This window comes from Neobacillus niacini, from assembly GCF_046591715.1.
In the GTDB taxonomy this organism is placed as follows: Bacteria; Bacillota; Bacilli; order Bacillales; family Cytobacillaceae; genus Neobacillus; species Neobacillus niacini_L.
This window is the reverse complement of the sequence record NZ_JAWVNQ010000003.1, coordinates 122,920-135,067: the sequence shown is the minus strand read 5'-3', so window position 1 is coordinate 135,067 and position 12,148 is coordinate 122,920. Positions and strand designations below refer to the sequence as shown.

At 37.8% G+C, this 12,148-nt stretch carries 13 protein-coding genes; all 13 read right to left on the bottom strand.

Translation table 11 applies throughout. The features are described from left to right. Positions 1-212: 212 nt before the first annotated feature. A complete protein-coding gene (locus SFC47_RS10480) occupies positions 213-410 on the bottom strand; it encodes a hypothetical protein (protein ID WP_411254561.1) in 198 nt (65 codons plus the stop codon). 68 nt (positions 411-478) lie between these two features. After that, on the bottom strand, positions 479-1,429 hold the full coding sequence (locus SFC47_RS10475; RefSeq protein WP_411254560.1) for an L-lactate dehydrogenase: 951 nt from the start codon (positions 1,427-1,429) through the stop codon (positions 479-481). Between the two features lie 126 nt (positions 1,430-1,555). After that, positions 1,556-2,332 carry a DUF92 domain-containing protein gene (locus SFC47_RS10470; RefSeq protein ID WP_411254225.1) on the bottom strand — a complete coding sequence of 259 codons (777 nt, stop codon included), beginning with the start codon at positions 2,330-2,332 and terminating at the stop codon, positions 1,556-1,558. Further along, a complete protein-coding gene (locus SFC47_RS10465) occupies positions 2,329-2,895 on the bottom strand; it encodes a 5-formyltetrahydrofolate cyclo-ligase (protein WP_411254224.1) in 567 nt (188 codons plus the stop codon). Before SFC47_RS10465 ends, SFC47_RS10470 begins: the two co-directional genes overlap by 4 nt. 58 nt (positions 2,896-2,953) lie before the next feature. Beyond that, entirely contained in the window at positions 2,954-3,103 is a 150-nt protein-coding gene (gene rpmG, locus SFC47_RS10460; protein WP_015594975.1) for a 50S ribosomal protein L33, read from the bottom strand. Between the two features lie 155 nt (positions 3,104-3,258). Continuing rightward, on the bottom strand, positions 3,259-4,485 hold the full coding sequence (locus SFC47_RS10455; RefSeq protein ID WP_411254223.1) for a glycosyltransferase family 4 protein: 1,227 nt from the start codon (positions 4,483-4,485) through the stop codon (positions 3,259-3,261). Then, positions 4,478-5,161, bottom strand: coding sequence for a DUF4912 domain-containing protein (locus tag SFC47_RS10450; protein WP_411254222.1), 684 nt, complete (start codon positions 5,159-5,161; stop codon positions 4,478-4,480). The genes SFC47_RS10455 and SFC47_RS10450 overlap by 8 nt, the downstream gene beginning before the upstream one ends. A gap of 166 nt (positions 5,162-5,327) precedes the next feature. Beyond that, on the bottom strand, positions 5,328-5,987 hold the full coding sequence (gene phoU / locus SFC47_RS10445; RefSeq protein WP_411254221.1) for a phosphate signaling complex protein PhoU: 660 nt from the start codon (positions 5,985-5,987) through the stop codon (positions 5,328-5,330). A gap of 12 nt (positions 5,988-5,999) precedes the next feature. Continuing rightward, complete coding sequence (pstB, locus tag SFC47_RS10440) at positions 6,000-6,803, bottom strand: phosphate ABC transporter ATP-binding protein PstB (protein WP_411254220.1); 804 nt, start codon at positions 6,801-6,803, stop codon at positions 6,000-6,002. Between the two features lie 29 nt (positions 6,804-6,832). After that, positions 6,833-7,711 carry a phosphate ABC transporter permease PstA gene (pstA, locus tag SFC47_RS10435; protein ID WP_411254219.1) on the bottom strand — a complete coding sequence of 293 codons (879 nt, stop codon included), beginning with the start codon at positions 7,709-7,711 and terminating at the stop codon, positions 6,833-6,835. Next, positions 7,711-8,658: a phosphate ABC transporter permease subunit PstC gene (gene pstC, locus SFC47_RS10430; protein ID WP_411254218.1), complete on the bottom strand. Its 948-nt coding sequence runs from the start codon at positions 8,656-8,658 to the stop codon at positions 7,711-7,713. The genes pstA and pstC overlap by 1 nt, the downstream gene beginning before the upstream one ends. 77 nt (positions 8,659-8,735) lie before the next feature. Continuing rightward, positions 8,736-9,698 (bottom strand): PstS family phosphate ABC transporter substrate-binding protein, encoded by a 963-nt coding sequence (locus SFC47_RS10425; RefSeq protein WP_411254217.1) that lies wholly within the window; start codon positions 9,696-9,698, stop codon positions 8,736-8,738. 211 nt (positions 9,699-9,909) lie between these two features. Further along, a complete protein-coding gene (locus SFC47_RS10420; protein WP_411254558.1) occupies positions 9,910-11,994 on the bottom strand; it encodes a peptidoglycan D,D-transpeptidase FtsI family protein in 2,085 nt (694 codons plus the stop codon). Between the last annotated feature and the right edge of the window lie 154 nt (positions 11,995-12,148).

Sequence of the window (12,148 nt, the reverse complement as noted above, 5' to 3'; positions counted from 1 at the left end):
TAGGCTGTGTTAATCGGACCTGTTGATTTACGCTCCAGGCACTTCGCTTTCCGCAGGCGTTGCGGGGAGCCTCCTCGGCGCTGAAGCGCCTGTGGGGTCTCCCCTGCTCCGTACTCCTGCAGGAGTCTTCGTGCCTTCCGCGCAAATCAACAGGGTGCAATATCATAAATTAGCTTTAACACAGCCAAAATAAAAAAGACCATCTGCGGTTTTCACCATTCAGATGGTCTTTCAGCTGGTCCTCCAAATACAGTCTGCATCATTTTATTTTTAATGCCTGGGAAGCTCATAAATGAGCCTACTGCTATTCGGCGCATCCAGCCTGATCTAAGCATGAGGTTGATAATGCGATACCTAAAGCGGAATACAAAATAGCCAATGGACCCAATCATAAATATGGATGTCAACATACGAGACAATTTTCATCCCTCCTACCAATATTATGTGAATAGGAATATGTTTTTATCCAATTTTCATATCAGTACTTACTTAAAACTGGATCCATTGTTTGTTTTAGTACGTTAACAGAGTTTGTGAATTTTTCTTTTTCTTTTTTATTCAGATCAAGTTCTACAACTTCTCTAATTCCACTCCGGTTGACTACTGCAGGTACACCAATATAGACGTCTTTATGCCCATATTCACCATCCAAATAAGCGGATACCGTTAAAACTGAGTTTTCATTTCGCAGAATTGCTTTTGTTAAACGGACGAGTCCCATTGCAATCCCATAATACGTGGCACCTTTTCGTTCAATGATATGGTAAGCCGCATCACGGACATTTATGAATATATTGTCAAGATCCTCTTGATTGGTTTCATGTTTACTTGTCCATTCGGAAATCTTCATACCCGCGATATCCGCATGGCTCCATACTGGAAGTTCCGTGTCACCATGCTCACCAATGATGTAGGCATGAACATTACGAGTATCAACATCATAATACTGCCCCAATAAAAAGCGGAACCGTGCTGTATCTAAAATTGTCCCCGAGCCGATTACACGTTCCTTCGGAAGACCGGAAAATTTCCAGACAGCATATGTTAATATATCAACAGGATTCGTCGCTACAAGAAAAATCCCGTCAAATCCGCTAGCCATGATTTCTTCCACAATACCTTTAAAGATTTTTGTGTTCTTTTCCACAAGGTCCAGACGTGTTTCACCTGGCTTTTGGTTAGCTCCGGCTGTGATGACTACTAAGTCAGCCTGATCACAATCAGCATAACTTCCATACCAAATTTTGGTGCGTGAAGGTGCAAATGGCAGACCATGATTTAGATCCATCGCATCTCCTTCAGCCTTTGCTTCATTTAAATCAACTAATACTAGTTCTTCTGTAATTCCTTGATTTAATAAAGCAAAGGCATAGCTTGATCCAACAAATCCAGTTCCAACCAGGACAACCCTATTCACTTTTACCATGATAATTCCTCCTCAGGCATAGTGTTTACATACTTATGGATTACACTTAAATTGTACAATATCTCACAAAATAATATCAGGACCTATCTTACAGTGTAAACGTTATCTTTATAGATATTTTGTTACAAATTAAATGACAATCATAGCTAGTATCGCTGCAATGAAGCCAGATAAAAAATTCACCATATCATTATCCACTAAATGGAACCCTTTTATTCTTTTAGCTGCCGTTTGGCAATGGACCTTTTTCTCTGTTTCAATTCCACATCTACGGCAAACATATACCTGTTGATAATAGGCACCTAATAGAGTGTCAATGGTATTTCCCAAGAAGCCGAAAAGGAAAATGATAATGAGGTGGAAGATTTCCAGATGAAATAGCCAAGTACCAAAAACGGCAATTAACATCGAGCCAAATATGGCTGCAGTAGTCCCCAGCAGACTAATAGCACCAGATGTTCCTTTTTCTATTGGTTTAAATGTACGTATGTATAAAGGTTTCTTTTTACTTAATGCACCAATTTCTGACGCCCATGTATCAGAATTTGCACTAGCCAGGCAAACAATAAACCCAATAAGCCAAACGATATCATGTTGAAAATAATAAATAATACTTATCAATGCACTAGAGCCGCCATTTGCCATCACCTGACGCCAATCTCTAGTAGCACCCTTTGCTAGTTTTTCTTCCATTTCCTTTTTGGCAGAGCTTTTATACTTTGACCATGTGCTGGAGGTTGCAAAGAAAATTCCCAATAAGAGGAGCCCTTTTAACCCAAACCCAAAATAGACAGCTGCACCTACAATTACTGCAGCTATAGCTCCATTACTACTTAATGAACGTTCTAAATATCCAGCAATTCCGCCTAAAAAAATAATTGTAAGAATGATGAGTGTTTGAATCATTTTGTAGTAATAACCTCATTATTTGTGATGATGGTTGATACAGCGATATCATGCTCTTCAATAGCAAATTCCGGTATAACTTGGAAATCAAAGGCGAGTGAGAGGGTTTTCCCGTAATAATGTGGTAAGTAGCGATCATAGTATCCACCGCCAAAACCTAGTCGAAATCCTTCTCTTGTATAAGCTAGCCCCGGCACGATTAAGAGATCAATATCCGCTGGCTTTACCTCTATCGTTTTCTCTATTATAGGTTCAAATAATCCATAAAAAACAGATTCTAGCTGGGAAAAATCATTTATTTTATGAAAGGTTAAGCTTTTAGTTTTCGGATGGCATTTCGGAGCGGCAACGTCTTTTCCTGATTCCCATGCTTTTCGAATAATTTGATAGGTATCAACTTCAGGTTGCTTCGAGATCGTTACACCAATCACTTTCGCTTGTATCCAGTCTTCATGTTGATATAGATTCTTTGCTACTTTATAGGAAAAGTCATCATAAGCGGGTTTTGAAAGTCCTGACAGTACTTCCTTCATTTCTTTACGAATTCTATTTTTTTCATTCATGTATGCAGTGTTCTCCTTATTTTTATACAACAAAAAAAGCAGCAGGAAGCCCTACTGCTTATTTTGTTTCACGATGTGCTGTTGTACGCTTTTCTCTTGGGCAATATTTCTTAAGCTCAAGACGATCAGGGTTGTTACGTTTATTTTTTGTTGAAATATAGTTACGATCTCCACACTCAGTGCAAGCTAACGTAATATTTACACGCATGTTAATTTCCCTCCAAACGATTAAGCTAGTTCGTTCATACGACTTTTCTATAATATCATTTTTCAAAAGGAAATGCTAGTGTGTTTTTAAAGAAAAGCAAAAGCGTCTAGTACAGGCGGTTTTGCTTAATATTAAATGTATATCAACTTAATCTTTCATTTGAAATTTGCGCGTGTATTTAATATCGTTTCCTCAATAACTTTAGCTGTTTGGGAGGCAACTCGTTTCCATCCATATAAACTCTTAACAATTTGCGCCCCTTTTCCACCAATTTCCTTCGCCTTATCGGGATTTTGTGTTAAGAAGTCAATATTGGAGAGGAGGCTTTCGGCATCACCAGGATTCATTAAGAGACCAGTTTGCTGATGTCTGATAATTCCTTTTAACCCTCCGGTGTCTGATACGATGGTTGGTTTGCTAAGAACCATTGCTTCAAGAGCAACGATTCCAAAAGGTTCGTATAAGCTTGGGAACACAGCAATTTCACTATTTACCAGTAATGTATTCCTTTCTCGGTCCGATATATAACCAATAAAAGCAACAAAATGATCCAAGTGTCTTTCCGAAACCATTTTGCGGTATCTCTCTAGCATTGGTCCTTTACCGGCAATAACAAAATATAGGTTCCTGCACCTTTCCTTTGCCAGTTGTGCTGCCTCAATGATTGTTTCGAATCCTTTTTCTTTTACCATTCTTCCAACAGAGAAAACATATTTTCTATCCTTAATAAATGGATAAATTTCTTTTGAGTTTACCTTAACAGCATTGGGTTCAATCCCGTTAGGAATAATTTCCATTTTCTTTTCAGAAAGTTGGAAGATTGCTGATAATTCATCTCTCATATACGTACTGCAGACAATTATTTGATCTGACTCCAGCATTAGTTTCTTTTCTTTATTATGGATAAACTGCTGCATATCTGTGTGAATTCCATTATTCCTGCCATGCTCTGTAGCGTGAATGGTCGTCAATAATGGAAGGGATAGTTCTTCTTTTAGTGTAAGCGCGGAAGTTCCCACGAGCCAATCATGTGCATGGACTATATCAAACTTTATATCTTCTGCTAGTTTTACACCTTTATAGCTCATTGCTAAATTCAGACCAGCAATCCAAGAGAGAAAATTGTTGTCGTGATGATTTATTGGTACGACACGATGAACATGAACTCCATCTACTTCCTCATAGGCTGACAGTCCGCCATTCCCAGCGGTAATCACATGAACCTCATGACCAAGCTGCGCTAAATGGATTGAAAGCCCATTAACATGCCTCGAGAGACCGCCAACAATATTAGGAGGATACTCCCAGCTTAAGATCAGAATTTTCAATTGTCTGTTGAAGGATTGTATATGGTTCCATTCGTTATTTCTATTATCAACCATTTTTCTGCTCCGTATTTTTGGATTCTTCATAGTAACTATAGGTACTTACATGATCAATCCATTTGGGTGAAAAATCATCAATCTGTAGGATGTTCAATAAGTTTGTATAAAGACCACTGCCATCTGAATTCCCCATTGCCGGAGTTTGAACGGAGTTAGAACGAAGAATTGGGAAAAACTCATTTTCATTTAATTTAACACCTAGTTCAGCAACATAACTGCGATTCGCTGTCAATCCTTTAATAAACCAATAGCCCTTGCTATAAGGAACAGCAATATCATAGTAATGATGAGCATTCTCTCCATTGAATAAAATATCCGTCACATCATAAATTCTAACAAGAGAAACAAGTTCCTCAAATGTTTTATCAAAAAATTCCGTAATGACCTTGACAGGAATGGCAGATGTCTCCCAATAAAGTATTACCTTTCTCGGGGTAACCAGTTTTACCTTTAGTTCTCCCTTGACAGGCGTAGTATCAATAGTTGGAATTTTACTTTCATTGACTTCTTTTAGTGTTGTTTCTTCAACAGTAACATCTTCTAGCTGATTTTCCTGAGTATTGATGTATTTATTCCAGCGATATTGGACTTTTCCAACTGTGGTATTTAAAGTCGAGGCGATTTTTCGGAATGATAAACCATCCTCTCTTAGCTTAATTATTTCTTCAATCATTGTTCTCCTCCATTTCCTCGAAACAATACTATATGCAAAAGTAATCGAAATATTCTCAAAGATACTATTAATGGTAACATCAGTAAACAAACTCTACAATAAACGCATTTTGTCGAAATTTAAAAAGATGAGACGGATTACGTCTCATCTTGGGGATGGATTACTGCTACTCATTTAAATCAAATACTTTTCCGGTTACTAGGTAAATGACATTTTCAGCAATATTCGTAGAATGGTCTGCAATTCTTTCGATAAATCTGCAAACAAAAGCCAGCTGAATGATTTGGTTCATAGCAGTAGGATTTTCTGGAACCATGCTGATTAATTCGTGAACCAGCTTTCCAAATAACCGATCTACCTCATCATCTTTTTCTGCACATTTCTGTGCCAGCATAACATCTTCTCCAATATAAGCTTTTACTGACATTGATACCATTTCAAGTGCATGATCCATCATTTTTGGAATATCTAAGATTTCTTTAAAGTGCTTTTCATTTCCGATATGCAATGCAGCTTTTGCGATATTCACTGCCATATCCGCCATTCTTTCTACTTCGGACGAAACCTTTAGAGCCACATTAAGAGTCCTTAGATCTTTAGCGACAGGTGATTCTCTCGCAATCAATAACAAAGCCATGTCGTGTATTTCGTGTTCCAGCTTATTAATAGCTTGATCATCCTTAATGACCTGATTTGCTTTTTCTATATCCTGATTCATTAGGGCACTGAGCGAGTTTCGAACGGCAGTTTCCGCTAATTTTTCCATTTCGATTAATTTTTCTTTTAATCTAATTAATTTACTATCAAACTTTGATCTTGTACTCATCTCTTCACCTCATTATCCAAATCTTCCTGTAATATAGTCCTCTGTTCTCTTATCTCTAGGTGTGGAAAAGATCTTGTTTGTTTCGGAAAACTCTATAACTTCTCCATTTAAGAAAAATGCTGTTTTCTTAGATATACGTGCAGCTTGCTGCATATTATGCGTAACAATGATAATACTAAAATCCCTTTTCAATTCCTGAACAAGCTCCTCAACTTTTAAAGTTGAAATCGGATCAAGTGCAGAGGTCGGTTCATCCATTAAAATAACATCTGGTTCAATAGCAAGACAGCGTGCAATACAAAGGCGCTGCTGCTGCCCGCCAGATAATCCATAGGCATTTTCATTAAGACGGTCCTTCACTTCATCCCAAATAGCCGCACCTCTTAAGCTCTTCTCAACAATTTGATCCAAGACCTTTTTATCTCGAATACCGTGAATTTTTGGTCCATACGCTACATTTTCATAGATTGATTTTGGAAAAGGATTCGGTTTTTGAAATACCATCCCTACCTTTGTTCTTAATTCTTCAACCTGATAGGATTTATCTAAAATATTTCTTTCCCGATAAAGTATTTCACCAGAAGTCTTTACTCCAGGAACTAATTCAATCATCCGATTTAATGTTTTAATGTAAGTGGATTTTCCACAGCCCGAAGGACCGATGATTGCTGTTACTTCATTTTCCATAATATCAAGATTAATATTTTTTAAGGCATGATTTTCGCCGTACCATAAATCCAGGTTACTCGTCTTATAGACAATCTGTTTAGATTGTTGTGGAGTAATTATTTTTGCTGCTAGAGATGTTGTCTCCATATCATTGTTTCCCCCTTAAAGAGTATACGTTAATATCTTCTTTGGAATTTATTTCGTATTAACACAGCGATAGAATTCATGAAAATTAACATAGCAAGCAAGACAATAATACCGGCAGCTGCTAATGCATGAAATTCTGCCTGAGGACGACCTGTCCAGTTATAAATCTGCATTGGTAAGACAGTGATCATATCTAACAAAGTGTTTGGTAAAAAGGCAAGGAATAATGGCAGTCCAATTACAACTAGCGGTGCGGTTTCTCCAATTGCACGGGAGAGTGCTAGTATTCCCCCTGTTAAAATACCAGGAATAGCAGCTGGTAAAACAACTGTGACAATCGTCTGCCATTTGGTTGCTCCCATCCCATATGATGCTTCGCGTAATTCTTTAGGAACTGCTCTGATTGCTTCCTGCGAGGCAACAATAATAACAGGTAATACTAGTAAGCTCATGGTAAGGCCAGCAGCTAATACACTTGTCCCTAATGCAAGTGCTCGAACAAAAACAGTTAAACCTAATAATCCAAAAACGATGGAAGGAACGCCTGCAAGATTGGATATATTGACTTTGATAAATGCATTTATTTTATTTGCTTTTGCATATTCTTCTAGATAGATTGCCGTACCTACTCCAAGTAATAAAGCAACAGGAGCTACAACAGCCATTAACCAAATGGTTCCGATTAAAGCAGCATAAACGCCTGCTTGTTCTGGCTTCCTTGACGGGAGACTTTGTAGAAATTGTAAATCTAAATAACCAAATCCTTGAGTGAATACCCGATATAATAAAACCCCTAATATTAATAAAGCAAACATTGTTGCACCCAAAAAAATTGATTTTGAAATAATATTTATTGTTAATCTGGATTTCATCCGTTTTACAACAGACTTATGGTCTATTAAGTGCATTAATATTCCTCCCTAAAGCGCCGAGTGATGTATTGAGCGAATAAATTCATCACTAGAGTGAATACAAATAGCGTCATACCCACAGCGTAAATACTATAGTAAATTGTTGTACCGTAACCAGCATCCCCTTGACTTACCTGAACGATATAGGCTGTCATGGTTTGGATGGAACTTGTCACATTCAATTCAAGGTTAGGAGTAGAACCGCCAGCAACAGCAACGATCATTGTTTCGCCAATTGCACGGGATACAGACAACACGATTGATGCAATAATTCCTGAAATTGCTGCAGGCAGTACGACTTTAATAGCTACTTCAAATTTAGTCGAACCCAGTGCAAGCGCACCCTCCCTCATTGAATTTGGAACGGCAGACATTGCATCCTCCGAAAGCGAGGCAATCATCGGGGTTATCATAATCCCAATCACAATACCTGGACTTAACGCATTAAAAATTTCAAGGGAAGGAATAATGTCACGTAATAACGGAGTAACAAATGTTAGGGCAAAAAATCCATAAACAATCGTTGGGATTCCAGCTAAAACTTCTAATATCGGTTTAATAATTCTGCGAGAAGTGTCTGATGCGTACTCACTCAAATAAATGGCTGAAGTAAGTCCAATAGGGACAGCGACCACTGTGGCAATTAAGGTTACCTTAAGCGTCCCGGCGATTAACGGAAGAATGCCGTAAGATCCTTGAGTTTCTGAAAAAGGATACCACTTTTTCGAAGTGAAAAATTCTTTAATTGAAACGGCATCGAAAAACATAAATGTCTCAAATATTAGAGTCAGTACAATTCCAATTGTGGTTAACACTGATACAGCAGCTGCAAGAAACAAGACATACGGCATAATCTTCTCAATGATTCCCGCTGCACTTTTCTTTTTTTTCTTTTCCTGAATCATTTTCTGAACAGAGAAAGAATTCGTCTTCTGCGTTTCCATAACGAAAACTCCTTTCAAACAATGACAATATGAGAAGCACTTTTTCGTGCTTCCCATATTAAAAATTTTTCTAAACCCTACTTAAGAGCTTCTAGTGTCTCTAGTGCCTTTTTGTACTCTTCTTCAGGTAATTTCACGTATCCCACATCTTCAGCTAATACTGCTGAATTTTCGATTACAAATTTTACAAAGTCATATACTTCTTCTTGGTCTTTTACAGCAGAGTTTTTAACATAAGTGAATAATGGACGTGAAAGTGGAGCATATTCACCAGACTCAATGGTTTCATTAGTAGGTTCAACAGGTCCATCTCCACCATCAATCGGAACAATTTTTAATGAATCCTTATTCTCTAAATAATAAGCGTAACCGAAGTAACCAATGGCATTCTTATCTCCTTGTACCCCTTGAACTAAAATGTTGTCATCTTCAGAAAGTGTTGCTTTTTCAACGATAGGTTCATCTTCTAAAATCACTTCGTTAAAGTAATCAAAAGTCCCTGAATCGGTCCCTGGAGAATAGAATTTAATTTCTTCATCTGGCCAATCTGAACGTATGTCTGACCATTTCTTCACAGAACCATCTTCAATCCACATTTTCTTTAGTTCATCAATTGTTAAGTGGTCAACAAAGTCGTTTTCTTTATTTACAATCACGGATAAACCGTCATACGCTAATTTTATTTCTGTAAAATCAATACCTTCTTCTTCGAGTGCCGCTTCTTCTTCATCCTTTATTGGACGTGAAGCGTTGCTAAGTTCTGTTTCTCCAGCGATGAATGCTTCAAAACCGCCGCCTGTTCCGGATACCCCTACGGATACTTTAACTTCCGGCTGACTCATACCATACTCTTCAACAACTGCTTCCATAATCGGGAATACTGTAGATGAACCATCTATTTTAATTTCACCTTGCAGCTGCTTTGTTTCTGCACCAGATTGATCATCGTTGCTCCCAGTACCTTGTGCTCCACAAGCTGCAGTAATAGCTAGCACGCCAGTCATCATTGCTGTTAATGCTAATTTCTTAAAGCTTTTCATTACTTAATTCCCCCTAAGAATTTTGGTTTGTCGAAATCTGTTCGTATTTCCTTACAAGATTAATAATACGTTCCTTCTGTAAAGCTTGTTTAAATGTGATGTAAAGGGTTTGTAAATGAATGTATATATTTTGTAAATTGCAAATATTTTTTAATTTTTCTCAATAAAAAAACACCTGCCTCCATTTTTGAGACAGGTGTTAGGGTTAGTTCTATTGATTTTGTTGTGTATCAGTACTTCCGTCTGTACCATCTGTATTTTGATTTTCTGTTCCAGCTTGTTTTTTCAGATTAAAATACGTATCCAATACTCTTTTGCCAATAACATTAGCTGTAGCTGGACCGCTGTTTCCCTGGTAGGCCCAAGGCACCATAACGGCCATAGCAACTTCTGGATTATCAAACGGTGCATAGCTTATAAGGCTGAGATTCATAACTTCAGGTGGTATTTTTCCAAATTTCTTTCGCTCCGGACCGTCATAAAACGCCTGAGCTGTTCCTGTTTTACCTGCAGGATTATATTCCACACCCTTAAAGGTACTAACACCGGTACCATCCCCAACTTGCATAACCATTCTAAAGCCTTCCTGTACCCGGTCAATCCATTCATCCTTACCATCAATACGATTTAAGATAGTGGGTTCAATTTCTTGAACGATCGGACCTAGTTGATTATTCTCAAGGACAGGCTCACGAATTTCCTTTACAATATGAGGCTGTACACGATACCCGCCATTAGCGATTGTTGAAACATATTGTGCTAATTGCATAACCGTATAAGTATCGTACTGGCCAATCGCTAAGTCGAGCAGTAAACCAGGCTGTTTTAATGGACCCACATAGCCGGTACTTTCATTCGGCAGGTCTATTCCCGTTTTGGTGCCAAGACCATACTGACTGAATGATTGACGCATTGTATCAAAGGCAGTTAAATCTAGTGGCAGCGGCTTATTTGGTGAATAAGTTCCTCCTCCCATCTCAATCACTGTTTTCCACATATAAACGTTTGAAGACACTTGCAAGGCTCTTAGGTCATTAATTGCCCCAAAGTTCTTCCAAGATGATTTAGGAGGTGTATTCTTTATCAATAATGGTGAATCATATTGAATAGAGCCTGGGCGAATTGCACCAGTATTATAGCCTGTTAATATCGTTGCTCCTTTGACAACCGACCCAACGGCATAAGAAGTGGTGATATTCCCTAAAGCAAAGTCATTCATTTCTTGTTTATTGGTCTCACTATTTTTGGCAATTTGCTTTCCAGCCATTGTTAAAATTTCACCAGTGTGTGGATTCATGAGAACAACAAAGGCACGATCTAAAAGGGCTGATTTAGAGTTTTGCTTTGCTTTCCAAAGTTCCTCTTCAATGATTTTTTCTATTTCTAATTGAAGATTCATATCAATTGTCAGAACAAGGTCTTTCCCGCGCTGCCCTTCAGAAACCACTTCTGTAGACAGGATTTTCCCGCTTTTATCTGTTACATTTTTCACTTTACCTTTTTGACCATGTAATACATCTTCATATTGGAGCTCAATATAGCTTTTTCCGACACGGTCATTACGACTATAATCCCGAGCAAGGTACTCGTCTAATTTATCCTTCGGTAACCCTTCATCAGAGGATGTTACGTTACCGAGTACCGTCTTTAATGTATTCCCAAATGCATAGTATCTTTCCCAATCTGTCGTAGTATCTACACCAGGAAGTTCCTCTAAGTTTTCACTGACAACCGCAAATTCTTCAGGCGTAACATTTTCGTTTTTAACAATTTGCTGAGTTAATGCATAACCACTGTTAAATTCCCTAAAAATGGCCAGCGTTTCTAAATCTTGCTGCGATAAACTTTTAAGGTCATTTTCGGTTATTCTCTTAAGCTGAAGATTATATAGTTCTTTATCATCTATTTCGTCTTGGTCGTATAAGTCCCATTCTTTGTCTGTGATTTTTTCCTTCGCCTTCTCAGGATTCTTTAATAACCAGAAATCCTTTTTATCACGATCACGAACTTTAGAAGTATCTTTATCAATCAGCTGTGCTAAATGTTCAGCAGTTTCAAGCATTTCCTCTTGGCTTGTATCTTGAAATTTTGTATAAGTAATCGCATTTAACGGAGTATTATCGACAATGATTTTTCCATTGCGATCAAACATTTTTCCCCGAGGCACTGGGTTATTCACGGTTATATCTTCTGTCCGTTCAATTTCACGTTTAAAATCCTCGCCATAAACGATTTGGACTAAACCCAAACGCAGAATTAAAACAGAAAAAAGCGTAAACACAACAAAGAAAAGCATGTTCAAGCGAAACGTAACATGCGGCTTCTTCTTCTTTTTAATATTCAAGTTCTCCACTTCCTTGTCATTTCGACATTATAAGCCTTATTTTAACGGATAATCACTTAGTTTACTACGAAAAACTCTTACCAATTGACAACTTCCAACAAACAAC